24 protein-coding genes and 1 riboswitch are annotated in these 25,177 nt (G+C 40.5%); of the genes, 14 read left to right on the forward strand and 10 right to left on the reverse strand.

The features are described from left to right. Positions 1-88 precede the first annotated feature (88 nt). The gene (locus FAY30_RS03780; protein ID WP_149868628.1) at positions 89-721 is read right to left on the reverse strand and encodes a histidine phosphatase family protein; all 633 of its coding nucleotides are present in this window, start codon (positions 719-721) and stop codon (positions 89-91) included. A 290-nt stretch (positions 722-1,011) separates the two neighbouring features. On the opposite strand from FAY30_RS03780, the gene pruA reads away from it, so the two are divergent. The 12 genes from pruA (at position 1,012) to FAY30_RS03840 (ending at position 15,375) form a co-directional block, all read left to right on the forward strand. Then, positions 1,012-2,556, forward strand: coding sequence for an L-glutamate gamma-semialdehyde dehydrogenase (pruA, locus tag FAY30_RS03785; RefSeq protein WP_149868629.1), 1,545 nt, complete (start codon positions 1,012-1,014; stop codon positions 2,554-2,556). A 75-nt stretch (positions 2,557-2,631) separates the two neighbouring features. Further along, a complete protein-coding gene (locus FAY30_RS03790) occupies positions 2,632-3,834 on the forward strand; it encodes an ornithine--oxo-acid transaminase (protein ID WP_411675473.1) in 1,203 nt (400 codons plus the stop codon). Between the two features lie 61 nt (positions 3,835-3,895). Next, positions 3,896-5,161 carry a Glu/Leu/Phe/Val family dehydrogenase gene (locus FAY30_RS03795; RefSeq protein ID WP_223820969.1) on the forward strand — a complete coding sequence of 422 codons (1,266 nt, stop codon included), beginning with the start codon at positions 3,896-3,898 and terminating at the stop codon, positions 5,159-5,161. 117 nt (positions 5,162-5,278) lie between these two features. After that, positions 5,279-5,533: a biotin/lipoyl attachment domain-containing protein gene (locus tag FAY30_RS03800; protein WP_223820882.1), complete on the forward strand. Its 255-nt coding sequence runs from the start codon at positions 5,279-5,281 to the stop codon at positions 5,531-5,533. 140 nt (positions 5,534-5,673) lie between these two features. Then, positions 5,674-7,038: a sigma-54 interaction domain-containing protein gene (locus tag FAY30_RS03805; RefSeq protein WP_190284805.1), complete on the forward strand. Its 1,365-nt coding sequence runs from the start codon at positions 5,674-5,676 to the stop codon at positions 7,036-7,038. A gap of 364 nt (positions 7,039-7,402) precedes the next feature. Then, complete coding sequence (gene brnQ, locus FAY30_RS03810) at positions 7,403-8,731, forward strand: branched-chain amino acid transport system II carrier protein (protein ID WP_149868633.1); 1,329 nt, start codon at positions 7,403-7,405, stop codon at positions 8,729-8,731. A gap of 51 nt (positions 8,732-8,782) precedes the next feature. Continuing rightward, complete coding sequence (locus tag FAY30_RS03815; protein WP_149868634.1) at positions 8,783-10,414, forward strand: amidohydrolase; 1,632 nt, start codon at positions 8,783-8,785, stop codon at positions 10,412-10,414. A 683-nt stretch (positions 10,415-11,097) separates the two neighbouring features. Further along, positions 11,098-11,502 carry a hypothetical protein gene (locus tag FAY30_RS03820; RefSeq protein WP_149868635.1) on the forward strand — a complete coding sequence of 135 codons (405 nt, stop codon included), beginning with the start codon at positions 11,098-11,100 and terminating at the stop codon, positions 11,500-11,502. A gap of 27 nt (positions 11,503-11,529) precedes the next feature. Then, positions 11,530-11,829, forward strand: coding sequence for a hypothetical protein (locus FAY30_RS03825; protein ID WP_149868636.1), 300 nt, complete (start codon positions 11,530-11,532; stop codon positions 11,827-11,829). 378 nt (positions 11,830-12,207) lie between these two features. Continuing rightward, positions 12,208-12,663 carry an NUDIX hydrolase gene (locus tag FAY30_RS03830; protein ID WP_149868637.1) on the forward strand — a complete coding sequence of 152 codons (456 nt, stop codon included), beginning with the start codon at positions 12,208-12,210 and terminating at the stop codon, positions 12,661-12,663. Between the two features lie 19 nt (positions 12,664-12,682). After that, positions 12,683-13,924 carry a beta-ketoacyl-ACP synthase II gene (fabF, locus tag FAY30_RS03835; protein ID WP_149868638.1) on the forward strand — a complete coding sequence of 414 codons (1,242 nt, stop codon included), beginning with the start codon at positions 12,683-12,685 and terminating at the stop codon, positions 13,922-13,924. A gap of 72 nt (positions 13,925-13,996) precedes the next feature. Next, positions 13,997-14,074: riboswitch (ZMP/ZTP riboswitch) on the forward strand. Positions 14,075-14,175: 101 nt separating this feature from the next. Beyond that, positions 14,176-15,375 carry a phosphoglycerate dehydrogenase gene (locus tag FAY30_RS03840; RefSeq protein ID WP_149868639.1) on the forward strand — a complete coding sequence of 400 codons (1,200 nt, stop codon included), beginning with the start codon at positions 14,176-14,178 and terminating at the stop codon, positions 15,373-15,375. A gap of 47 nt (positions 15,376-15,422) precedes the next feature. Here the strand turns inward: FAY30_RS03840 and FAY30_RS03845 are convergent, their stop codons facing one another. From FAY30_RS03845 to FAY30_RS03860, 4 genes are all read right to left on the reverse strand, one after another. After that, positions 15,423-16,010: a 5' nucleotidase, NT5C type gene (locus tag FAY30_RS03845; protein WP_149868640.1), complete on the reverse strand. Its 588-nt coding sequence runs from the start codon at positions 16,008-16,010 to the stop codon at positions 15,423-15,425. Between the two features lie 92 nt (positions 16,011-16,102). Continuing rightward, positions 16,103-17,191 (reverse strand): bifunctional diaminohydroxyphosphoribosylaminopyrimidine deaminase/5-amino-6-(5-phosphoribosylamino)uracil reductase RibD, encoded by a 1,089-nt coding sequence (ribD, locus tag FAY30_RS03850; protein ID WP_149868641.1) that lies wholly within the window; start codon positions 17,189-17,191, stop codon positions 16,103-16,105. 81 nt (positions 17,192-17,272) lie between these two features. Continuing rightward, positions 17,273-18,004 carry a GTP cyclohydrolase II gene (locus tag FAY30_RS03855; RefSeq protein ID WP_149868642.1) on the reverse strand — a complete coding sequence of 244 codons (732 nt, stop codon included), beginning with the start codon at positions 18,002-18,004 and terminating at the stop codon, positions 17,273-17,275. Between the two features lie 50 nt (positions 18,005-18,054). Continuing rightward, positions 18,055-19,155 carry an FAD-dependent monooxygenase gene (locus FAY30_RS03860; protein ID WP_149868643.1) on the reverse strand — a complete coding sequence of 367 codons (1,101 nt, stop codon included), beginning with the start codon at positions 19,153-19,155 and terminating at the stop codon, positions 18,055-18,057. Positions 19,156-19,347: 192 nt separating this feature from the next. Between FAY30_RS03860 and FAY30_RS03865 the strand changes: the two genes are divergently transcribed. Next, positions 19,348-19,671, forward strand: coding sequence for a winged helix-turn-helix transcriptional regulator (locus FAY30_RS03865; RefSeq protein WP_149868644.1), 324 nt, complete (start codon positions 19,348-19,350; stop codon positions 19,669-19,671). 50 nt (positions 19,672-19,721) lie between these two features. Next, positions 19,722-20,168, forward strand: a complete 447-nt coding sequence (locus FAY30_RS03870; RefSeq protein WP_149868645.1) for a YaiI/YqxD family protein — start codon at positions 19,722-19,724, stop codon at positions 20,166-20,168. 110 nt (positions 20,169-20,278) lie between these two features. Here FAY30_RS03870 and FAY30_RS27075 read toward each other — a convergent pair whose 3' ends face one another. From FAY30_RS27075 to FAY30_RS03890, 5 genes are all read right to left on the reverse strand, one after another. Beyond that, on the reverse strand, positions 20,279-20,455 hold the full coding sequence (locus FAY30_RS27075) for an SE1832 family protein (protein WP_190284806.1): 177 nt from the start codon (positions 20,453-20,455) through the stop codon (positions 20,279-20,281). A gap of 16 nt (positions 20,456-20,471) precedes the next feature. Next, positions 20,472-21,920, reverse strand: a complete 1,449-nt coding sequence (locus FAY30_RS03875; protein WP_149868646.1) for a L,D-transpeptidase family protein — start codon at positions 21,918-21,920, stop codon at positions 20,472-20,474. A gap of 355 nt (positions 21,921-22,275) precedes the next feature. Then, entirely contained in the window at positions 22,276-22,527 is a 252-nt protein-coding gene (locus FAY30_RS03880) for a DUF2535 family protein (protein WP_149868647.1), read from the reverse strand. A gap of 160 nt (positions 22,528-22,687) precedes the next feature. After that, positions 22,688-23,815, reverse strand: a complete 1,128-nt coding sequence (gene nspC / locus FAY30_RS03885) for a carboxynorspermidine decarboxylase (RefSeq protein WP_149868648.1) — start codon at positions 23,813-23,815, stop codon at positions 22,688-22,690. 1 nt (position 23,816) lies between these two features. Then, on the reverse strand, positions 23,817-25,055 hold the full coding sequence (locus tag FAY30_RS03890) for a saccharopine dehydrogenase family protein (RefSeq protein WP_149868649.1): 1,239 nt from the start codon (positions 25,053-25,055) through the stop codon (positions 23,817-23,819). Positions 25,056-25,177 lie beyond the last annotated feature (122 nt).

Raw genomic sequence — 25,177 nt, forward strand, 5'->3', positions numbered from 1 at the left:
ATTGGCTTTGCACGCCCCTCCTAAGTGAAAATCCATTAAAAAGCGCCTGTCCTATAATTGATGTAATTATAGGGACAGGCGCTGTTCGCTAGTTATTTACAAATCTCTCTCTAAAAGAGGTATCTGCCAAACGCTCAACTTGGAAATCGCCGCCCATGTAGCTGACAATGGAAACGCTGCAATTATCAGGGTGCAGATAATTGTTCGATTTCATTAATTGCATTAAGTAGTTACCGATCGTTATTCCATGTGAGAATACGAGAATATTTCCGCCTTCTCTTTCATGATTTTTAATTATCTCTTCAATTGCTTCATTTGTCCTCAAATAAAGCTGAACATAGGATTCACCTTCAGGCGCAGATAAATGTAAATCTTTAAGACTAAATAAGGTTTCTAGGATATTTCCATATTGTTTGGAGATATCAGTGAATAATAGGGATTCTAGGACACCGAAGTTCATTTCTTTAAGCCGTTCATCGATTGATAGGGGGATTTGCCTATTACTGATTGCATGATTTGCAGTATCTACTACTCTCTGACTCTCACTGGCATATGCCGCTTCGAATTCAATATCCGCCAAACCTCTTCCTACAGCTTTGGCCTGTGCAATACCCCTTTCTGTAAGGGGGGAATCACAAAATCCTTGCATCCTTCTTTCTACATTAAAATGAGTTTCCCCATGCCGGACAAAATATAGCGATACTTTTTTTGGTACAGTCAACTTTTAACACCTGCTTTTTTAAGATTCTATAGTAGATTTTACCACACAATGGTGTGAGAAAAGGAAACATAAGAATGCACGCCGGTTTTATTCTTTTTCTAATATTATATGAAACGATTTAAACATTAATAAGTTATTAATGCAAAAATCCTTTGCGTATTTTTATGAATAAAACTTTTTGCGCAAAATTATTTTGCGCCGATTGTATACGAACCTTGTAAACAAAGCAGCGGAAAGTTGGCACGATAATTGCATTAAAAATAAGTGACCAATAATCAAGGAGGTTTAACATGAAACCGTACACACATGAACCATTTACTAATTTTGCAGATGAGAAAGAAAGCCCAGCATTTCAAGAGGCTTTAACCTATGTACAATCCCAATTAGGAAAGGATTACCCAGTCGTTATTGGCGGGGAACCGATTACAACGGATAAAAAAATCATCTCTATTAATCCAGCAAATAAAGACGAAGTCATCGGCCGGGTTTCAATGGCAGACCAAGAATTAGCGGAACAAGCGATGCAGTCAGCCTTAACAACCTTTGAATCTTGGAAAAAGTGGAAGCCGGAACACCGCGCGAATATCATTTTTCGCGCTGCTGCAATCATGAGACGCCGTAAACATGAATTTTCTGCGTACCTTGTGAAGGAAGCAGGAAAGCCATGGAGGGAAGCCGATGCCGACACAGCAGAGGCAATCGATTTCCTTGAGTATTACGGAAGACAAATGCTGCGGATTAAAGAAGGCTTCCCGGTAAACAGCCGTGATGGCGAGTTTAACCAATTCCATTACATTCCACTTGGAGTCGGCATTATTATTTCACCGTTTAACTTCCCATTAGCGATAATGGCTGGAACAACGGTTGCGGCGATTGTTTCCGGGAACACAGTCCTTTTGAAACCTGCCAACTCCACACCTGTCGTTGCAGCCAAATTCGTAGAGCTAATGACAGAAGCGGGACTGCCTCAAGGGGTGCTTAACTTTGTACCTGGAAGCGGTGCAGAAATTGGTGATTACCTAGTGGACCATCCAAAAACACGTTTCGTATCCTTTACAGGTTCCCGTGAGGTTGGCTGCCGCATTAATGAACGTGCAGCAAAGGTTCACCCGGGGCAAATTTGGATTAAGCGAGTTATTGCAGAAATGGGCGGTAAGGATACGGTCGTAGTCGACAGCAATGCTGATTTAGAATTAGCTGCAGCAAGCATTGTCTATTCTGCATTCGGTTTTTCAGGGCAAAAGTGTTCTGCGGGCTCTCGTGCGGTAGTTCATCAAGATGTGTACGACGAAGTGCTTGAAAAAGCGGTTGCCTTAACGAAAACACTGACTATTGGAAACCCGGAAGATCTTGAAAACTACATGGGACCTGTTATTGATGACAAGTCATTTAAGAAAATCATGAATTATATTGAAGTTGGCAAGCAAGAAGGCAAATTGATGACTGGCGGTGAAGGCGATGATACGAAGGGCTACTTCATCCAGCCAACGATTTTCGCTGACCTAGATGAAAAATCACGCCTGATGCAGGAGGAAATTTTCGGACCGGTCGTGGCATTCTGTAAAGCACGTGATTTTGACCATATGATGGAGATTGCCAATAATACCGATTATGGTTTAACTGGTGCGCTTATTTCTAATAATCGTGAACATATTGAACGGGCACGGGAAGAATTCCATGTCGGAAACCTGTATTTTAACCGCGTCTGCACCGGTGCGATTGTCGGTTATCAGCCATTCGGCGGCTTTAATATGTCAGGAACAGACTCTAAAGCAGGCGGCCCTGATTATTTACTGCTTCATATGCAAGCAAAAACAACATCTGAAACTTTATAATAATTTATTTGCCCGAAAGGGGACTTCTTCCTGAAGCTCCCACTTTCAGGATAAACAATGAAGGGAGCAAACATAGTGACTAAAACAACAGCAAAGACAACTGAAATTATTGAACAGACAGAAAAATTTGGTGCGAATAACTATCATCCGCTGCCAATCGTTATTTCAAAAGCAGAGGGAGTATGGGTAGAAAGTCCAGAAGGGAATCGCTACATGGATATGCTTAGTGCCTATTCAGCCGTTAACCAAGGGCACCGTCATCCAAAAATCATTCAAGCCTTAAAGGATCAAGCCGATAAAGTAACACTTACTTCTAGGGCCTTCCATAACGACCAGCTTGGTCTATGGTATGAAAAGGTTTGTCAATTAACAAATAAAAACATGGCTCTCCCGATGAATACAGGGGCAGAGGCTGTCGAAACCGCCCTTAAGGCTGCGCGCCGCTGGGGATATGATGTGAAGGGGATTGGTGAAAACCAAGCAGAAATTATTGCCTGTATCGGCAACTTCCATGGCCGGACAATGGGAGCTGTCTCCTTATCGTCTGATCCGGAATATAAGCGCGGCTTTGGTCCGATGCTGCCCGGAATCAATTTAATCCCTTACGGTGACATTGAGGCGTTAAAAGCAGCGATTACACCAAATACCGCTGCGTTTTTAATCGAGCCTATCCAAGGAGAAGCGGGGATCATTATTCCACCGGCAGGATTTATTAAAGCAGCCTTTGATTTATGTAAAGAAAACAATGTCCTGTTCATAGCTGATGAAATTCAAGCAGGACTAGCGCGTACGGGTAAAATGTTCGCTTATGAGTGGGAAGGAATCAATCCTGATATGCTGATTTTAGGAAAAGCCCTCGGCGGCGGCGTGTTCCCGATTTCATGCGTAGTGGCGAATGCCGATATTTTAGGCGTATTCAACCCTGGCTCACATGGATCGACGTTTGGCGGAAATCCACTTGCTTGTGCCGTTTCTATTGCAGCACTTGAAGTAATTGAAGAAGAAAAACTAGCTGAACGCTCGCTTGAATTAGGAAACTACTTCCTTGAACAATTAAAAGCTATCGACAATCCTATCATTAAAGAAATTAGGGGCAGAGGCTTGTTTATTGGTGTTGAGCTAACAGAGGAAGCTAGGGTCTATTGTGAGCAGTTAAAGGATAAAGGGTTATTATGCAAAGAAACACATGAAACTGTCATTCGCTTTGCACCGCCGCTCATTATTACAAAAGAAGAAATCGATTGGGCTATTGAGAAAATTAAAGAGGTTTTAGCTTAAAAATACACTATTATTCTATGAGGTGTCTTACATGACTGCGACGACGTCTATATCAAAGGAAATGACAAAGGATCAACAAGCGGAACAAGAGTCATTAAATCTATTTTACTCGACCCAATCAGTCATACAACAAGCGCTAGCAAAATTGGGCTATAAAAATGAAATGTTTGAATTATTGAAAGAACCAATCAGAATGTTAACAGTCCGTATACCGGTCAGAATGGATGACGGGTCAGTGGAAATTTTTACTGGATATCGCTCTCAGCATAATGATGCCGTCGGCCCGACAAAAGGGGGCGTTCGCTTCCATCCTGAGGTGGATGAAGAAGAAGTAAAGGCATTATCGATTTGGATGAGTTTAAAGTGCGGCATTACGAACCTTCCTTATGGCGGAGGAAAAGGCGGGATCATTTGTGATCCGCGGCAGATGTCTTTCCGAGAGCTTGAAAGGTTAAGCCGTGGGTATGTTCGGGCTATTAGCCAGATTGTCGGACCATCGAAAGACATCCCAGCGCCGGATGTGTATACAAACTCACAAATCATGGCATGGATGATGGATGAATACAGCCGTCTGCGCGAATTTGATTCACCTGGATTTATTACTGGGAAACCAATTGTTTTAGGCGGATCCCACGGTCGTGAAACGGCAACTGCCCGCGGTGTAACGATCTGTATTGATGAGGCTGTGAAGAAAAAAGGAATTGAGCTGAAAGACGCCCGCGTTGTGATTCAAGGCTTCGGAAATGCAGGGAGCTATCTTGCCAAATTCTTGCATGATGCCGGGGCAAAAGTAATTGCTGTTTCAGATGTATATGGAGCTGTTCATGACCCGAACGGGCTTGATATTGACTACCTATTAGATAGAAGGGATAGCTTCGGCACATTCTCCCAACTATTTAAAGATACGATTACTAACCAAGAACTACTTGAATTAGACTGTGATATTCTTGTTCCAGCGGCTATTTCAAACCAAATCACTTCCAAAAATGCAGCGAATATTAAAGCTTCCATTTTAGTCGAGGCTGCAAATGGACCTACAACACTTGAGGCGACAAAAATTTTAACAGAGCGTGGAGTTCTCCTTGTGCCAGATATTCTTGCGAGTGCCGGCGGAGTTACCGTTTCTTATTTCGAATGGGTCCAAAATAATCAAGGCTATTATTGGACCGAGGAAGAAGTAAATGAAAAGCTGGCGAAGGTAATGGTTGACTCATTCGAAGCTATTTATCACACCGCACGTACACATCAGGTTGATATGCGGCTGGCAGCTTATATGGTTGGAATTAAGAAAGTAGCAGAAGCATCCCAATTTAGAGGCTGGGTCTAATTTTGAATTTAAATTAGTACAGTAAAATAGCCTGAATTGAAGGAAATCCCCTACCTGAAAAGGCGGAAAAATTGGTATTCTCCCAATAACTTTAAATTAAAAAAGGAGTGAAAGTACTTGTTAGTTAAAGAGGAAGATATTTATAGTCCTTGTTCTGGTACCGTAGAGCAGGTTTTTACGAAGGAAAGTAACCATGTATACGAATGGGAGAAACTATTTTTAATTAAAACTCATAATGGTAGGATTGAAGAGATTTCGATTGGGGTAAGCGGGTATATTACCTCCTTAAAAGTTAAAGAGGGGCAAAAGGTTCATACACAGACCGTATTAGCAACCATCCAGGATGATTTATTAATAACAGGCTCGGATTAAAAAACAGATACCTTAAAAACTCTTTCCGGAATTCGGAAAGAGTTTTTGGTTTTATATGTAAGGATTATATTGAACTTTTTGAATTGGTTTTGCTATATAATATAATAGGCTCGATGTTGTTCGGATTGGAGGGCAAAAGGTTGAATCTAGAAAATTTCAAGCATTTATCAGATTTTGATGATATTTTAATTACTGACGAAAAGGGAATGATTCTCTTTTATGATCTTGCCGATTTAAAGGTTCTTAGTGAAATGGGTGTCAGGCCGGAAGAATTTATGGGAAAGCATATCACCTCATTTTATAAAAACTTAACCAACCAAAATAGCACCATAATGAACGTTTTGAAAAATGGGAAGGCAATTTGTAACGTAAAACAAGAGCTAGTCACTAAAAATGGGAATCTGCTTGTTTCAGTTAATTCAACCTATCCAATCGAAGAAAACGATAAAATTATCGGGGCGATTGAATTCTCGAAACATTTTTACACGAAAGAAGATATTCACTCTCTCAATAATTTTGCCAGTCATAAAGTTTTTCGAAAAAACAATACGATCTATACTATTGATAATATCATTACAGTCAATGCAAATATGGAGACAGTAAAAAATAGAATTAGAAAAATCGCGAAGACGGACTCGACTGTATTAATTTTTGGCCAAACGGGTACGGGGAAAGAAATGGTTGCACAGTCGATTCACAATGAAAGCGACCGATTTGGCGGGCCATTTATTTCACTGAACTGTGGTGCCATTCCGCCCAACCTATTGGAAAGTACTTTATTTGGAACGGTAAAGGGCAGTTTCACCGGTGCTGTAGATATGCCGGGGTTATTCGAGCAGGCTGATGGCGGAACATTGTTTTTAGACGAGATCAATTCTTTAGATTATTATCTGCAGGTCAAACTCTTAAAAGCCATTGAGGAAAAAATGATTAGAAGAATAGGCGGTAATAAAAATATTACCGTGAACATCAGGGTAATTTCCGCAACAAATGAAGATCCTGATACGTTAGTGGCTGAGAAAAAACTGCGTGAAGATCTCTATTATCGCTTAGGGGTTGTCCAAATCGATTTACCGCGCTTAAATGAACGCAAAGAAGATATTGCCGTACTGCTCAAAAACTTTATTGACTTTTATAATACTCACATGGATTTGTTTATCAAAGGTGTCGAGCCGGAGGTATTGGAGTGTTTTAAAAAATATCACTGGCCGGGGAATATCAGGGAGCTTAAGAATGCGGTAGAAACAGCTTATAATAATGCTTTGACGGATATGATCACCATTGAAGATATACCGAAGCGAATCAGGGAATATCAAGGGACCACAAAGATGGTACAAAGGGGAACCAAGATTCATTCATTAAAGGATGCAGTTGAAAACTATGAGAAAGAGATCATTGCCAAAGAATTAAAGAGAACAAATGGAAAATTAACTGAAGCAGCTAAAGGGCTGGGGATTTCTAAACAGTTATTAAGATACAAATTGGATAAATATCAGCTAAGTTAACATTCAGCCTTTAATCCGTGGATTTCTATCAGATTTCCACTGTTTTTTTTTGTATGGGGTAAAATTTTTTTTACAATTTTAAAAAAATTATTTTACAACTCGCCTATTTACCGTATGAGATTTACTTACCCTTACTGAATATTTAGTGAAATCGGAATTCTTTATATCCTATAAAAGGGGAATTTAAAAGTATTATCAGGGCTATTATATGGAATTCGAAGAAAAATACGTAAAGTTGGCACGAATATTGCAACTATAAAAAATAACAAGGGGTGAACAAGTCCATGTTAATATTGTCGAGGTATTAGAGTGGTCTAGTAAGTGTAAAAAAATGTAAACGATTTCAAGAAAAAGAGGTGTAATGATGCAATCGAATAAACTTGTACAAAATACCGTTATAATTGGTTTTGCTTTATTTGCAGTATTTTTTGGTGCCGGCAACTTAATTTTCCCTCCAACAATCGGTCTTGCTTCAGGGACAAATTGGCTTCAGGCATTAATTGGTTTTTGTATTACTGGAATCGCGCTTCCTTTATTAGCTGTAATCGCCATCATAAACGTTGGCGGTAAATTTGAAGATTTAACTAAACCAATCAGCCCTTGGTTTTATAAAGTTTTTAATCTATTACTAATGGTTGGAATTGGGATGTTTGTTACGATTCCGCGAATGGCAGCAACTACCCATGAATTAGGGGTTAAAACCTTTTTCCCACAAGTGCCTTCTATAGTTACAATTTTAGTATTCTTCGCCATAACCTTTTATTTTGCTATGGATAGGTCCAACGTCATTGATAAAATTGGCAAGATTCTTACCCCTCTTCTAGTCGTTATTCTAACATTTATTGTGATTAAAGGGATTTTCGATCCGATTGGTTCACCGATTGCAACAGAGTTAAAAAACCCATTTTCCAATGCCTTTATTAATGCGTATCAGACGGGGGATGTGATCACCGGAATTTTTTGTGCCCCTATCATTATCGCAGCTATTATAGGCCACGGTTATAAAGGTGCCGCGATGAAAAAGGTAGCTATTTCTGCAACCGTGATTGCCGGGATTGGGTTATTGGTGGTTTACGGCGGTTTATTATACCTTGGAGCCGCCGGCAGCGGATTATACCCAAAGGATATTGAAAGCACGGCACTCGTATCCGAATTGATTAATCGGTTATTAGGAAACTCTGGTGCAATTTTATTAGCGATTACGATTGCGTTAGCCTGTTTAACATCGGCAATCGGTGTAACGGCTGTCATTGGCGATTTTTTAAATGACTTAACAAATAATAAAATAAGCTACCGCTATGGTGCGCTAATTGTTTGTCTTGTCGGCGCAGCAATGGGAACACTTGGTGTTGAAAAAATTATCAATTATGCGATGCCGATCTTCCTTGCGCTTTATCCCGTAGCTATTGTTTTAGTATTCTTAGGATTATTCCATAAAGCCCTTCCGAACCCGGGAGCCTATCGCGGTGCTATCCTATTAACCTTTATTGTCAGTTTGTTTGAAACAATGGGAGCGTTAGGCGTCAACATTCAAGGGATATTAAACCTGATTTCCATGCTCCCTTTTAGCTCAAACGGTTTTTCGTGGCTGGTACCGGCAATTGTTGGTGGAATATTTGGTGCCGTAATCTATAAACTTGCATCCAATAAGCAAGAACAAGTGTCATTCATTGAACCGGAGGAAAAAGCATAATTGTTTGTTGATCAGATTAGACGGAAATTTTTTTGACGAGGAGATAACATCATGAATAAAACAATTTTTATAAATGGACGGATCTTTACATCTAATTTTGAGCAGCCCTATGCCAGTGCAATGGTCGTAAACGATGGCCGAATCGAGTGGGTTGGAGAACAACCGGAGATTGCAGAAATGGAAGGGGAACGTGTCGATCTTCAAGGCCGCCGCGTTCTTCCTGGATTTATTGATGCGCATTTGCACCCCCTTTATCTAGCAAATGCCACAAAGCAAATTGCCTGCACGGCACCGTTAGTTCATTCCATTGAAGAGCTGCTTGAGGAAATTCGCAAACAGCGGGCGCAGCAAACGCCTGAGGAGTGGGTAGAAGGCTGGGGATATGATGAGGGCAAATTATCAGAAGGCCGTGCCCCTAATCGCTGGGACCTTGACCAAGCATGTGCAGATGCTCCTGTAGTGGTTACTCGCACATGTGCCCATATCATTTCCGTTAATAGCAAGGCGTTGGAGATTGCCGCTATTACAAAGGATACGCCAAACCCGCCGGGCGGGCAGATTGATCGGGATGAAAGCGGGGAACCTACGGGCATTTTTCGTGAAAGTGCCAGACATTTAGTGTTAAATAAGATGCCGCAAGTTTCACTTGAGGATAATGCTGCGATTCTTGCAGAATTAAGCCCGAATCTTCTCGCGCATGGAATCACGGCGATTACAGATCTTATGGGGCTGCACAAGCCAATTGATTACGTAGAAATGTATAACGAGGCTCGTGATAAGGGATTGAAGCAGCGGACCGTCCTCTACTATATATGGGAAGAGTTACAGGGGCAGTCACTATTAACGAAGGAAAGAACCGACAGGGAACAGCCTGTTCATATTGGCGGTATTAAGCTATTTTCAGACGGCAGTGTGTCAGGAAGAACGGCATGGGTTAATCCTCCATTCTTAGGCGGCGATGAAAACTACGGTATCGCTACCACCTCCAAGGAGGAGTTGTTAGCCGCTGCAGAGGCGGCAGAACAGCACGGTGTTCAATTAGTTGTTCACGCCATGGGGGAACAGGCGATTGATTTAATTGTTGATACCTTTTACGGCAGAAAAATGTGGCTGACAGATGGGCCATCTGTTCGAATCGAGCATGCCGCGATGCCGACAAGTCAGGCAATCGAGCGGGCCGCAGAAACCGGAATTGCCTTTGTAACGCAGCCGATCTTCCTGTTTGCTGAAATCGAAAGCTACCTCAATAATTTAGGTACTGAACGGACAAAACAAACGTATCCAGTTAAAACCTTCCTTGATGCAGGGATAAAGGTAGCCTTTTCGTCCGACGCACCGGCAACAGCATGGGCCGATCCGGTAGATCCGTTTGTGGCGATTAAATCAGCTGTGACTAGGATTGCCTATGATGGAACGGACACAGGTCAGGAACAGCGCATCGATGCGGCAACGGCCATAGAACTTTACACCAGAGGCGCGCAGGAAGTGACTCGCATTCCGGGAGTCGGACAGCTGAAGCCAGGATTTCATGCGGACTTTATTGTGTTAAACGAGGATATTTTACAGGTGAGTTCGGAAGATATTGATCAGGTGCATGTGCTAGAAACCTATATGTCTGGAAAGATCGTGTTCAAAAAGGAGCATTCGTCGAGTAACAAGACCGCATCCACAATTTTAATATAGAGTATAAGTGACAGGAAATAGATTACTAGCCGCTTTCTTTTTAACTTTCTTCCTTGGAGTAAGTCGCTATTGGGGGGGAGTGCGACGTAGGGTCTTTCTACATCAGGGTTTGAGCTAAAAAATCCACGAAACCACTACGTAGGCCGATTCTACATCGGGGTTGGACTAAAAATTCACTCAAACATCCAAATAGACGGGTTCTACTTCGACGTTCGTACCTAAAATTCACTCAAACATCCAAATAGACGGGTTCTACTTCGACGTTCGTACCTAAAATTCACTCAAACATCGAAGTAGACAGGTTCTACTTCGAAGTTAAGGTCCGAAATTCACGAAAACCTCCAAGTAGGATCATTCTAGATTCTTCTTTTATGTCGCACTCGGCCCATTTAACGAAAAAAATAATAAACAATAAAAAAGCGAATTCCTTTTATCAAGGAAGTCGCTTTTTTGCACTTTCCAAATTTCTACTGAAATGGTTTCAAGCGAAGTAATTAGCGTGAAAGAAAAACCATTTGAATGAAACTAAAATAAATGTACATACGTATGAAAGGATGGTATGTACATTTGGTACATTTGGAAAAATCTATTAACTGGTTTGATTTGGGCGATTTTAGAGAACGTATAGCTTCTTGATCATTCCAATTTAATTAAAATCTAAGCACTAAAGCGGAGGCACTTACATGATTCAATATATTATTGACGGGTCACAAAAAGGTTTAATGGTCGGAGCAGGAATAGTAGAAATTAATAGTTATGGTTTCTTTAAGCCCTACAGCTTCTCAAATTATCACATTGCTGCCAGTGGATTATTATCTGAAATATTTGCTGTAGAGTGTAGTATTAAAATAATTCAAAAATATGACGAAAAAATAACTACAAGTATTCGTATGTTTACTGATAATGATATGGTAGTTAAATTATTTAATAAGGATATAGAAAATGGAAAGCTTTCGTCGGATGCTTATATTGCAAGTATTCAAGCTCAAATTCATATATTAAATAAATTGTGTGATTTTAGTATTCGGCGTGCCCAAAGCGAACATGAACATTTGTGCAAAATTGCCCATAAATTAAGCAGAGAATAATTATCTGATGTCCATAATAAAATCTTTTTGCCGGATGTAAAAGGTAGCCTTTCAGCAGCTGAAAAAGAAAATATAGAGATTAAGAAAAAAATTAATCTGGACATAAAACGTGTGAATAATACGTGGGCACTTTTAGCTAACGGAAATGTGGTTGAAGAAAATACCAAGTTTTTAAAACTGATTGAGAATTTCATTTCTAAATATAAGACTAATCATGAGAAAACCACGGTGATCGACGTATCAGATAATATAAAAAAGATGCTAAAAGCGGTGAAAGGGAATGAAAAGGTGAATAGTATCCTGGACACTATAAATAAAGTAAGTTGAATAGTCATGCCTGCCCCCGCTACATTATCGCTTTTCTACACGAGAAGGGGCAGTACCTTTATTTAGAAATAATTATTCATCTTCCGTGTAGGCTTCCACAGTCGTGTCTCGGCATTCCCAGCATTCCGTCCGGTTCCGTTCCATGATCGATAATTCTTTTCCACAAGAAATGCAATTATCCATAAAAGATTCCCCTTTCAAGTGAAAATGTTTTATAAATATATGTGTATATATATACATTTATGCTAAAGAATGAGAAAATGTCATTTAAATTGGCCATTTATCTTTGTGATTTATAAGGTTAAAGGAGGGGAACCCGGGTAATTCCCGAATACATATAGAGAGCTGTTTAAAAAATGGAGATTTTTGGAGGAGCAAATGGGCTATATTGAAGATTTACGGGAAATCATTGGAACCCGGCCAATTATATTAGCAGGCGCAATGGTGGGTGTGATCGATGCCCATGGAAGAATATTATTACAGAAACGGCCCGAGGGGATCTGGGGGCTTCCAGGCGGCCTGTTAGAATTAGGTGAATCCGCAGAGGAAGCCGCAAGAAGGGAAGTTTTTGAAGAAACTGGAGTTGAAATTGGCCAGCTGCAGCTAGTCAATGTTTTCTCAGGCAAGCAGTATTTTAGAAAACTGGCAAATGGGGATGAATTCTATCCAGTGACCATTGCCTATATCTCAAAGGATATTAAAAATAGTACCATACAGATTGATGGGGAAGAAACGCTCGATGCAGGGTTCTTTGATATCGAAGAATTACCGGAGCAAACCAGTCCGTTAGTCAGGACAATGCTTCAACAATTTGCGGATTTTCTAAAAAAATAACAAACAGGAGAGAGCTTATATGGGAAAACGAGTGGTGATTACGGGCATTGGAGCAGTTACGCCATTAGGCAATAATGCTCATACAACATGGGAAAACATTAAAAACGGGGTGTCAGGTATTGGCCCGGGCACTATTTTTGACACAGACAAAGTGGATATTAAAATAGCTGCAGAGGTAAAGGGATTTGCACCGGAAGAGTTCATGGATAAAAAAGAAGCGAGAAGAATGGGACGTTACAGCCAATTTGCTGTGGCTGCAAGTAAAATGGCTATAGAAGATGCCGGGATTCATATTGGCAAGGATGTTCAACCTGAACGTGTCGGGGTATGGATTGGGTCGGGAATTGGCGGATTAGCTGAGTTTGAGGAACAGCACCGAAGATTTATTGAAAAAGGTCAAAGAAGGGTCAATCCGTTTACGATTCCTATGTTTATTCCGGACATGGCAGCAGGACAGGTTTCCATCGAAGTAGGGGCGAAAGGAATCAACAATTGTTCGGTGACGGCATGTGCCTCTGGAGCCAATTCCATTGGTGATGCGTTAAGGGTTATTCAAAAAGGGGACGCAGACATGATGATTGCCGGTGGAACAGAAGCAACGATCACCGAGATGACCATCGCTGGATTTTCCAATATGACCGCTCTGTCAAAAAATCCTGATCCGAACACAGCCAGCCGGCCATTCGATAAGAATCGGGATGGATTTGTGATCGGTGAAGGCGCAGGAATTGTTATATTGGAGGAGCTGGAACATGCCTTAGCTAGAGGAGCTAGAATTTATGGCGAGCTGATTGGGTATGGAGCTACAGGTGATGCCCATCATATTACAACACCGGCACCAGAGGGAGAAGGTGCCCAGCGTGCGATGAAATTGGCATTAGCCGATGCCGGAATCACCCCGGAACAAGTGGACTATATAAACGCACATGGTACATCTACCCATTATAATGATTTGTACGAAACGTTGGCGATCAAAGAGGTTTTCAAAGAACATGCCTATCAATTATCTATCAGTTCGACAAAATCGATGACAGGGCATATGCTCGGGGCAACCGGTGCACTTGAGGCGATTATCTCGATTTTAGCTATTAAGGAAGGCGTAATCCCGCCAACCATTAATTACGAAACGCCAGATGAAGAACTTGATTTAGATTATGTACCGAATGAAGCAAGGAAGAAGGATATACAGGTAGTTTTATCCAATTCATTAGGATTCGGCGGACATAATGTTACATTGGTTTTTAAAAAGTTTTTAATATAAAACCAAACGCCAACAAAATTTAAATTTTAACTTGAAACATATCAGAAAATTTGATAAAGTAAAACAAATGAAAAGGCTGTGTGTGACTGGCGAACGCGGATAACCGTGAGGGAGCACATAGTATCGGAGCCGTTCGCCTGGGCAGAGGTAAGGGATGTAAATCCCTTACCTCTTTCTGCTTTTTTGGAGGGAAATATTCATTTTTTAATAGGAATTTGAAAATAAACTTTTACAAAAAAGGGGTATATAGGATGAGCACACTCGTTTCAGAAAAAGTAAAAACAATTAAAACGTTAAATAATATTGCAGAAAGCGGGCTAAAGGTATTAAATCAGGATCAATTTACGGTCGACAATAACAGCGAGAATCCCGATGCCATTGTGGTTCGCAGTTTTAATATGCATACATTTGAATTCGGAAACAATTTAAAAGCAATCGCACGGGCAGGTGCTGGTGTCAATAATATTCCTGTCGACCAATGCACCGAGCAAGGAATCGTTGTTTTTAATACGCCCGGGGCGAATGCAAACGCAGTAAAAGAGATGGTCCTAACGTCATTAATGGCTTTATCCCGTAACCTTTTTGCAGGCGTGGCATGGACAAAGACGTTAGACGGTGAGGGCGAACAAGTATCAAAGCTAGTTGAAGCGGGAAAAAAGAAATTTGTTGGGAAAGAAATTAAAGGGAAAACCCTTGGTGTAATCGGATTAGGGGCGATCGGAGCACTTGTAGCAAACGATGCGCTCGATTTGGATATGGATGTCATCGGGTTTGATCCATTTATCTCTGTTGATACAGCCTGGAACTTATCACGTAATGTACAGCGGGCGATGTCTCTTGAGCAATTGTTTGCTGAGTCTGACTATATTACGGTCCACGTTCCATTAACGAATGACACAAAAGGAATGTTTAATAAAAATTCATTTAGCATTATGAAGCCGGGCGTTTATATTTTGAACTTCTCACGCGGGGAGCTTGTGAACGAAATCGATATGGCGGTTGCACTTGAAGATGGAATCGTAGGGAAGTATATGACGGATTTCCCGAATGAAAATGTACTAAAAATGAAAAATACAATCTGCACTCCGCATCTCGGAGCCTCAACTACAGAATCAGAGGAAAACTGTGCGATTATGGCGGCTCGTCAGGTCAAGGAATTTTTGGAAACAGGAAACATTAAAAACTCAGTGAATTTTCCAAACGTTTCCCTTCCCTATACAGGAAAGCAGCGCGTTGCCGCTTTCCACCAAAACGTACCAAACATGGTTGGTCAGATCACTTCGACTGTATCAAGCTACCATTTAAACATCGCTGACATGGTGAACAGAAGCCGTGGGGAATATGCCTATACGATGATTGATATTGACGATAAAATAAACGGTGACATCATTCCCGGTCTAGTGGAAAAAATCAGGCAAATCGACGGCATCGTAACAGCTCGGATAATTTAAAGAAGCAAGGGAAGGTTCCCTTGCTTCTTTGTTTAACCCACTGGGAGTCAGATGCCTTTACTCGACAAACTTCGAGTTGTGTCAGGCACCGTCCATTCCGTCCAATCTTTTATCCGTGGCATGTTTACGTGCCGGTTATATGATTGGTCCTTTAGATAGACCTTTATTGGCTGCTCGGATAAGGTATCCAAAATATCCGGCTTGTCGTCAAAGTAATAATCCAAATCTAATTCCTTAATAATGTTCACTTTTTCGTGATCCTTCATCCCGCAGAAGAATCGTTCATTATGAACTGGAAACCCTTGCTCAACTAACCATTTCTTCGTGCGCTCCCCATGCTCCTGATTCCTTGCCGTGATATAAAAAATTTCATGGCCTTGCTTATCAAGCTCCTGCAGCAGTTCGACTGCTCCTGGAAAAGCAGGACAATCGTTGTAATAAATATCCTCTAAGGTACTGTTCCACATCTGTTTGCCTTCTTCAGCTGTCATCCCGAATGGCTCATGAATCTCGACTGTTTTTAATGCTTGAAAAATGTCGAAACCTAGCTCCTGGTCTAGTTTTTGATTATAAAGATGAAAGGCATACTCTCTTAAATTAATCAGTGTATCATCAATATCGAAACCAAATCTCATCTAAACACCTCTTTCAGAAAAAAATGGACAGCGCCTAAGCTAAGCGCCCTCCATTTTGAAAATTGTCTAGCTCCAGGCGTCTTCCACTTTTCTTAGTAAATTGGATATCCAATAAATTTATAGTCTTTTCCAATTGGTGTGACGGTTAGGTTGGCTAATTCAACCGCATCACTCATTTTTTCAATCCCTGTACCCTCTAAAAAAGTTAGGGCATTTTTTCCGCCAACTAATTTAGGAGCGATATAGAGAACCACTTTATCTACTAAATGATTTTCTAATAGGGAGGCACTAATGGTTCCGCCGCCTTCAATTAAAACCGAAGAAACAAGCTTTTCTCCAAGGATATTCATGACATCAGATGCATGAACCGTATTTAAGCCGCTCGTTACAAAAATGGAAATCCCGTTATCCTCTAAGATTTTCCGTTTATCTTTGTCATAATTTTCACTAGTGAAAATCCAAGTTTCTGCCTTTTTATCGGTAACCACCTTAGATTCTAATGGAATTCTTAGTGTAGAGTCCAAAATCACGCGGATTGGGTTCCGCCCATTCGGTATTCTCGAAGTCAGTTCAGGATCATCATGAATAACCGTATTCACCCCGACCAGAATCGCCATATTCTCACTTCGCAGCTGATGGACATCCTGCCTCGCCTCAGCAGACGTAATCCACTTGCTGCTGGCTGTATGGGTCGCGATTTTGCCATCTAGAGTGGTTGCTGCTTTTAAGGTGACAAACGGTTTTTTCTCCACAATAAATTTATTGAAAACTTCATTCATCCGGCTTGATTCTTCTTCACAAACCCCGATTGTGACTTCTATTCCAGCATCTTTGAGGATTTTTACCCCGTTTCCTGCTACGACTGGGTTCGGATCCAGTGTCGCGATAACTACTTTTTTAATTCCGGCCTCTACCAGTGCAACGGCACATGGACCTGTTCTGCCATGGTGGGAACAAGGCTCAAGCGTCACATAAGCGGTTCCGCCATTGGCGTGGTCTCCTGCCATACGAAGGGCGTGGATTTCAGCATGTGGTTCTCCAGCTTTTAAATGGGCCCCAACCCCGACGATTCGATTGTCGTTCACAATCACAGCCCCAACAAGTGGATTCGGATCCGTCTGACCTTTCATGGCTTGGGCATTTTTCAATGCCAGCTGCATATAAAATTCATCATTCATCATAGCGCTATAATCCTCCTGCTATACTAGATGGAGCTTTGCATCATCTAATTTATCATCCCAGCTTTTCTTTTGAAAAAACAGCTACGCCATATGACCTGATTTTCTTACTTTCGTCTGTAAGTATTTCTCGTTGTACTCGGAGACATCCCCCCATAATGGAGTCCGCCCGGAGACCGGCGCACCTGCTGCTTTCAACGCTTTTAGTTTTTTGGGATTGTTGGTAATCAGTGTGACAGGCTTTGATCGTAATGCTTTAAGAACCTCGATTGCTTCGTCGTAGTTACGGCTGTCATCAGCAAAACCAAGTCCCTCATTCGCCTCCACTGTATCGTATCCATTTTCTTGAAGAATATAGGCCATTGCCTTGCTAAATAAGCCAATGCCTCTGCCTTCATGATTGGCTAAATAAAATAATGCACCTGTCCCGTGCTCGGCAATCATTTTCATGGATTGTTTAAGCTGAAACCCGCAATCACAGCGTTTGCTTCCAAAGATATCCCCAGTATGACAGATGGAGTGCATTCGAATCAATGCATCCTCTCCAAATTCAAAATCCCCATAAACGAGGACACTTGATTGTTGGAGGTCTGCTAGATTTGCAGAGGATAAATGATCAATTACTTGTTGGAAATCCTCGGTTACATTTTCGCTCTTCAACCAGCTGTACCACTTAAATTCAACTGTTTTACCGTATAAATTGACTGGCAGCTTGATTGGTCCAACAAGGTAAATGGCTTCTTCACCTTTATTGATTAACTTTATTTTATCCTCTAATAAAGAGAGAACATCTGATTTTAATTGAACTTGTGCCATAATTCATTCCTCCAAAGGGATATTTTTATAGTGGTTCCATACCGTTTTACTTAAGACAGAACTGGAACCGTAAAATTTTCCTGATAAGTTTCTTCTTTTACCATCTGCTGCTTCTGTAATTTCTCTATGTCAGCCCGACGAACATGTTCTAATTTTCTTAATTGGGCAGCACTCACATCTTGTTTGTCTAGTGCCTCGATAATGACATCTGCCAGAACATCTGCATCTAAAAGAGCGCAATTGATGCCAAAGGCACCTGTTGGACTCATTGTATGGGCTGCATCTCCGAAAATGACGACTCCGTCTTTTGCCCATGTTGGACATTGACAGCTCTGCACTTTTAATAAAATAAAATCATTCCAAGATTGGATGTGCTGACGAACGGTTTCCGTTAACTCTGGAAAAGCCGTAAGCACTTGCTCAATAAACGGTGCAAAGGATTGCTTTTTCAATGTTGGAAAGGAATCTTCTTCAATATTCCAGCCTATCTGTATAAATCCGCCCGCCTGGCTAAATAAAGCAAGCTGCTTACCGTCGACCAATGCATTTTTAATGGTTGGCTCCCAATCTTTCGGGCTGGGAATTTTCGCCCACAGCAAGTCATAGCCATGTTTTATGGTTGTGAATGGCATCTCGGCAAGCTTTCTGACCGTTGAAAAACGGCCATCTGCACCAACAACAATCTTGCATCTGATGATCACTTCTTCATCGCCCTTTAAAGCTTTTAGACCATTAACACGGCCATTTTTAGTGAATAAAAGCTCAGTCACTTTTGTCCCCATCATAAGATTGTAATCCTTATAGGGTTTAGATTGCTGAATCAACACATTTAATAAATTCCTTTGCGGGATATGGATACCGACATGCTGTTCACCATCAGCCGGTGTGACCGTCTTTATTACGTCTCCGTGATGCCAATATTCAACTCGTTCCATTAATAGCATCCCGGCTTGTTTTACTTGATCAAACAAATTATATTTTTTTAAAACGTGTTCTCCGTCCTGATTGAGATGTTCACCGCGAAATTCTTTGTCGATTCCCGCGTGACGTTCAAGAACAATCGTTGATATACCATTTTTTGCAAGCAAATATCCTAGTAATGCACCGCCTGGACCGGCACCAACAATACAAACATCTGCTTCAAGATTCATGTTTTAGGACCACCTTGTTGGATCTCGTGATATCCGAGAATGTCTTTTGACTAATAAAAATGAAGTTTATAGTTACTTACTTTATGTAACTAATTATATTTTTAAAACTAACTTGTGTCAAACAATTTTATTGTGTATTGTAATTATATTGGTATTTGTAATATGATAATATATTATTAGGAGGGGAGAACCATGAATCAACCTGAAATTTGTCCTCGATTCGAAAAAGCGATGGTGATGTTGAGCCAACGCTGGACAGGTCTTGTCATTTATCAGCTGCTTACAGGGGCGAAACGCTTCTGTACTTTAGAATCTTCAATAGGAATAAGTGGAAGGGTTCTTTCGGAGCGGCTAAAAGATTTAGAAAATCAAGGAATCGTTAAACGCGAGGTATTCCCGGAAACGCCAGTACGCATTGAATATTCCTTAACAGAAAAAGGGCTGGCCTTAAAGCCAATCATAAAAGAAATAGAAAATTGGTCTCAAATCTGGCTGCCAGTGGAAGCAGATCAATAATGGGGGCAAGGGGACAGTTTCCCTTGCTTCTTTTTATAGGAGTGAATAAGATGAAAATTTATGTTGATGCAGATGCGTGTCCAGTAAAAGATATTATTATCTCTGAAGGTACGAATGCGGGAATTCCTGTAGTCCTTGTAACAAGCTTTTCACATTTTTCTAATGCGGAACAACCATCAGGAGTGGAAACCATTTATGTTGATTCTGGGGCAGATGCGGCGGATTATCGGATTATGAAGTTAGCCAAAAAAGAAGACATAATTGTGACGCAGGATTATGGTCTGGCGTCGCTCGGCTTAGCAAAAGGGTGTTTAGTCCTCCATCATAAAGGATTTACTTATACAAATGAAAACATTGATCAATTATTACAAACACGTTATTTAAGTGCAATGGCTCGAAAGAGTGGAAAGCGTACAAAGGGGCCAAAACCTTTTACAACAGAGGATAGGGATCAATTTAGAGAGCTTTTTCAAAGAGCCATTTCTCGTTCCGAATAACCACAGGGCTTATGGGGGAAAAAAAGCTTTTCAATCAAAAAAAGGTGCCTGCCCCTAGTCAGTGTTAAAGCGATAACACAATGGGGTCAGGCAGCTTTTTAAGGTAAAGATTATTTTTTTCTTAATGTTTCATTAAGCATATGGAGTTCAGTCTCGATGTCTGCTAACTGTTTTTCTAAGGGAGATAGATTCCCTTTTACATTTTCTAATTTTTCTAAGTCATTCTGTAAGCGTACATATTCAAATTTTAATTCACGGATTTTATATTCAATTTCTTTTTTCTCCATTACTTTCTCCTTGTCGTTAGTAAATGACAACCGGGTCGTAAGTGCTGAGGTTATCATATACGCTTTTCATCAAACTAGGAGGCGTGTTGACGCAGCCGCCTGAACCTGCTGTTAAATAAGCAGTACTTGACCAATTTGTCCTCCAGCTGGCATCGTGGAACCCTTGGCCGCTGTTTGTAAACGGAGCCCAGTAATTTACCTTAACGGCATAATCGCCTTTACCTACCGCAGTGCCCTTAAGTGTGTACTGTTGGCGTTTATAGAGGATATACCACACTCCTGGTGTTGTATCTTCACCAGTGCTATGTTTGCCGGTCACTACATGCGTTGTAAGTGCCAATTTTCCATCTTTGTAAATCCAAATACGCTGTTCGGCAATGGATACTTCCGCATATGTGTCGCCAATGCCATTATTCGTTGTTGTTTCATAACCGATGCCTTCATTACTCCAGCCATTGCCGTAAATATTTGATGCAGGAATCGATTTTTCCCCTTTTTCAAAAGCCTCTTGAATCCGCGTTGTTTCTTTATCAGCATCAATTGCCCAGCCATAGCCTTTTCCTTTCACTGTTATGACCGAGCCTGAGTGGGTTTTAAATGCAAAATCTTTATTTAATGTGGATTGAGAACGATTAATTTCATCAATCTTGTTCTTAATATCACTCTCAGTGATGGTAATCTTCATGTCTTTAGACACAGAGGCATTTTTAATTAATTCACTGGCATCTAATGAATAAACTTGATCCTGAACCTTATATTCAATCGTTTGTTGAAGGAGTTCACTCAGCTTTTTCTCTTCATTTTTCACAATTGAACTGTTTTCTTTGACGGGTTGAATGTAGACAGGCTTCAAATGAATGTTACTTTTAAAATCCTGCTTGTCGTAATCCTGCAATAGACTAGTGACATCATATTGTTCACCATTCATGCTTTTAGTGATAACAATCTTGCCCTGTTCCAGCTTCGCCTCAGCGTCTTGGGGAGCTTGTAAATGCTTATTCATGGATAAGAGCTTTTCTTTTACAAGCTTTTTCATCGTTTTGCTTCGATATTGATCCGCCTTTTCGGGTATCAGCAAATAATTTATACCCTTTGAGGAAGGAAAAAATGTCCACTGGCTTTTTTGTAATTTTTTAACCTCATGCAAATCTTTATCAGTAAATCCCATCTTTGTGTCTTTTTCATCTAAAATGAGCTGTTGTCCGATATAGACTCTGTTTTGTAATTCAGCTGTTTTTAATTTTTTTATTGCCTGCTCAGCAGTCAGCCCGCCAATATTTGTATCATTAATCGTAATCTGCGAATTGAAGCGGGTTGCCTGATAATAACTAATTCCTCCAATTAGAAGCGCAATAATAATGATGATACCCGTCGATAAAAGCTTCCAGCTTTTAAACCGCTTGGTAGATTTTACACGCCGTCTTTTATCAACTTCCCCAGCTGATTCAGTTGCCTTGTTGTTCATAAACCTTCCCTCCGCCTACCTAATTACCTATTGTAAGACTGTCTATCGACTAATCTAGTGTTTTGGTAACAAAACCCTCGATTAGTTTACCTTATTATGCTTAAATAATCACTATTATTTTACTAGACTGTATGGCACAGATATTACCATTATTTGAATTAAGTATGAGATGATAGGATTAATATATTCCTAGTTTACCATCTTCAGTAAAGTTTTGGAAATGAAACTACTTTCCTATATTAGGTGGTTAATTTGGCCTGAAAATATGGGGGGAATTCACAAATATGGAGGGAGTCAGGCATCATTTTCGAGGATTGCAAAAGGTGCCTGACTCCCAGTGTTTTAGTGAAGGTGATTAAGCTCTATTTTCAACCTCCTGAGCACTAAATAAATCCTTGAAATCAGACCAGTTCATTTTTCGTTTTAAATAATCACGAAAGGAATAGCAGCTTTTTTCTTGTGGATGAGTGTAAATGTATGAAACAAAGATTTGCAGCCGTACTTGAATCATAAAATAATAACGATTATTTATGGCTAATACAGGGATGTCAATTACTTTAATTTTTTGTCCAACAACATTTTTGAACTCTAGACTTTTACATAACAAAATATCATCTTCTTTTTCCGTTTTCTTTATAGTATAAACTATTTTTTATTGAAATTTATCTAAATATTAAGTGTTCAAAAATAATTCAGACTTTTCATCTTAAAGCGAGGGGACAGGCAAGTGTTTCAGTTAAAACACTTGGCCTGTCCCCATGTCATACTCAAGCAAGTCTCATCTTAAAATCTTGATAGCCAAATTGGTGAACAATCCGGCAGTCTCCATCTTTAGCTTGTACAGCGATGGCTGGTAATGGCATGCCGTTGAAAGTCGTGTTTTTGACCATCGTATAGATCGCCATATCACCAAAAACTAAACGGTCGCCGCTCTTTAATGGCTGATCGAAAGAATAATCTCCGATGACGTCGCCTGTAAGACAGGTTTGCCCGCCAAGTCGATAGGTGAATGGTTTCTCGCCTGCTTCACCTGATCCAAGAAGTGGAGGACGATAAGGCATTTCCAGCACATCTGGCATATGGCAGGTGGCAGAAGTATCAAGAATTGCAATATCCATTCCGTTTTGATGTAAATCAAGTACGGATGTAATGAGATAACCTGCATTAAGGGCGATTGCTTCTCCAGGCTCAAGATAAACTTCTAAATTATATTTATCCTGCATTCTCTTAATACAAGCTTCTAATCTCGGAATATCGTAATCTTCCCTTGTGATGTGGTGACCGCCGCCGAAATTGATCCATTCCATTTGTGGCAGCCATTCTCCAAACCTTTCTTCAACCGCATTAAGTGTAGTTTCCAAGTCATCAGAGTTTTGCTGACAGAGTGTGTGGAAATGCAAACCTGAAACACCTTCAAGCAATTCGGGACGGAAATGCTCACGGGTTACACCGAATCGAGAACCTGGTGAACATGGATCATATATGGCATGGCCAATTTGTGTTGAGCATTCAGGATTGATGCGCAGGCCAACTTTCCTGCCAGCTTTAAGAGCTTTAGCTTTAAATTTTTCTAGCTGTGAAAAAGAATTAAAGATAATATGATCGCAAATCGAGATAATTTCATCGATTTCATCTTCACGGTAGGCAGGGGCAAAGACGTGATTCTCTTTGCCCATTTCTTCGTAACCTAGACGTGCCTCGAATAATCCACTTGCGGTAGTACCACTTAAATATGTTCCAATGAGGGGATACATTGTTGTCATAGAAAATGCCTTTTGTGCCAAAACAATCTTAGCTCCTGTACGCTGCATAACACCGTTAAGGATTTTTAGATTTCTTTCGACGAGACTTTCATCGACGACATAACATGGTGTTGGTAATTCTTCAAACCGCATTTTATTTAATTAGCTCCGCTTCTTTTTTTTGAGCAGGTTCATCGTCAACAAGAACTGGATTAAAATCTTCTACCCATGGCAGTCCCCATTTGTTTAATTCTTCCATGAATGGATCTGGATCAAATTCTTCAATATTGTATACGCCAGCTTTGTTCCATTTACCGGTCATGATCATCGCTGCACCGATCATGGCAGGCACACCTGTTGTATAAGAAACGGCTTGAGAGCCAACTTCCCTATAGCACTCTTGGTGGTCACATACATTGTATACATAATAGGTTTTTTCTTTTCCGTCCTTTTTTCCTCTAAAAATACAGCCGATGTTTGTTTTGCCAACTGTACGAGGTCCTAGGGTTGCCGGATCTGGTAATACTGCCTTTAAGAATTGAAGCGGGATGATTTGTTTTCCTTCGAATTCAATTGGCTCAATGGAAGTCATTCCAACATTTTCAAGGGCCTTAAGGTGTGTAAGATAGCTTTGGCCAAATGTCATGAAGAAACGAATACGCTTAATCCCAGGGATATTTTGAGCAAGAGACTCAAGTTCTTCGTGGTATAGCAAGTACATATCTTTCTGACCCACTTCAGCAAAGTTATACTCACGCTTGATTTCCATTGGCTCCGTTTCAATCCATTCGCCGTTTTCCCAATAACGACCGTTGGCAGAAACTTCACGAATATTGATTTCAGGGTTGAAATTTGTGGCGAACGGATAGCCATGGTCACCGCCATTACAGTCAAGGATGTCAATATATTCGATTTCATCAAAATAATGTTTTAACGCATAAGCAGAGAATACGCCAGTTACACCTGGGTCAAAGCCGCTGCCTAAAAGAGCAGTAATGCCGGCTTTTTCAAAACGCTCACGGTATTCCCATTGCCATTTGTATTCAAATTTAGCTGTATCTTCTGGCTCATAGTTTGCGGTATCCATGTAGTGTGTTTTTGTTGCAAGACAAGCATCCATGATGGTTAAGTCTTGGTACGGTAACGCTAAATTCATCACAATATCAGGTTTTACTTCATTGATTAATGCGATTAACTCATCTACATTATCTGCATCCACTTGTGCAGTTGTAATTTTTGTTTTGCGGCCATCAAGTTTGGCTTTTAAATCATCACATTTTGATTTTGTCCGGCTTGCAATGCAGATTTCTTCAAATACCTCACTGTTTTGAACGCATTTGTGGACGGCAACGGATGCCACGCCGCCAGCACCAATAATAAGAGCTTTCCCCATGTTTTTAATCTCCTGACTTAATAGATTTTTTAAAAAAATTGCACAACAACAAAAAAAGCAAGTGTAAAACGCAAACCTGCGCACAACACTTGCTTTAGATATAATCATCAATATTAAAAAGA

Source organism: Bacillus sp. S3, from assembly GCF_005154805.1.
In the GTDB taxonomy this organism is placed as follows: domain Bacteria; phylum Bacillota; class Bacilli; order Bacillales; family Cytobacillaceae; genus Neobacillus.

Bases quoted from the DNA above. Each gene is read 5' to 3' on its own strand.
- pruA (WP_149868629.1), top strand. From the start codon at position 1,012: ATGAAACCGTACACACATGAACCATTTACTAATTTTGCAGATGAGAAA.
- FAY30_RS03795 (WP_223820969.1), top strand. From the start codon at position 3,896: ATGACAAAGGATCAACAAGCGGAACAAGAGTCATTAAATCTATTTTAC.
- brnQ (WP_149868633.1), top strand. From the start codon at position 7,403: ATGCAATCGAATAAACTTGTACAAAATACCGTTATAATTGGTTTTGCT.
- FAY30_RS03815 (WP_149868634.1), top strand. From the start codon at position 8,783: ATGAATAAAACAATTTTTATAAATGGACGGATCTTTACATCTAATTTT.
- FAY30_RS03820 (WP_149868635.1), top strand. From the start codon at position 11,098: ATGATTCAATATATTATTGACGGGTCACAAAAAGGTTTAATGGTCGGA.
- FAY30_RS03830 (WP_149868637.1), top strand. From the start codon at position 12,208: ATGGGCTATATTGAAGATTTACGGGAAATCATTGGAACCCGGCCAATT.
- fabF (WP_149868638.1), top strand. From the start codon at position 12,683: ATGGGAAAACGAGTGGTGATTACGGGCATTGGAGCAGTTACGCCATTA.
- FAY30_RS03840 (WP_149868639.1), top strand. From the start codon at position 14,176: ATGAGCACACTCGTTTCAGAAAAAGTAAAAACAATTAAAACGTTAAAT.
- FAY30_RS03845 (WP_149868640.1), bottom strand. From the start codon at position 16,010: ATGAGATTTGGTTTCGATATTGATGATACACTGATTAATTTAAGAGAG.
- ribD (WP_149868641.1), bottom strand. From the start codon at position 17,191: ATGATGAATGATGAATTTTATATGCAGCTGGCATTGAAAAATGCCCAA.
- FAY30_RS03855 (WP_149868642.1), bottom strand. From the start codon at position 18,004: ATGGCACAAGTTCAATTAAAATCAGATGTTCTCTCTTTATTAGAGGAT.
- FAY30_RS03860 (WP_149868643.1), bottom strand. From the start codon at position 19,155: ATGAATCTTGAAGCAGATGTTTGTATTGTTGGTGCCGGTCCAGGCGGT.
- FAY30_RS03865 (WP_149868644.1), top strand. From the start codon at position 19,348: ATGAATCAACCTGAAATTTGTCCTCGATTCGAAAAAGCGATGGTGATG.
- FAY30_RS03870 (WP_149868645.1), top strand. From the start codon at position 19,722: ATGAAAATTTATGTTGATGCAGATGCGTGTCCAGTAAAAGATATTATT.
- FAY30_RS27075 (WP_190284806.1), bottom strand. From the start codon at position 20,455: ATGGAGAAAAAAGAAATTGAATATAAAATCCGTGAATTAAAATTTGAA.
- FAY30_RS03875 (WP_149868646.1), bottom strand. From the start codon at position 21,920: ATGAACAACAAGGCAACTGAATCAGCTGGGGAAGTTGATAAAAGACGG.
- nspC (WP_149868648.1), bottom strand. From the start codon at position 23,815: ATGCGGTTTGAAGAATTACCAACACCATGTTATGTCGTCGATGAAAGT.
- FAY30_RS03890 (WP_149868649.1), bottom strand. From the start codon at position 25,055: ATGGGGAAAGCTCTTATTATTGGTGCTGGCGGCGTGGCATCCGTTGCC.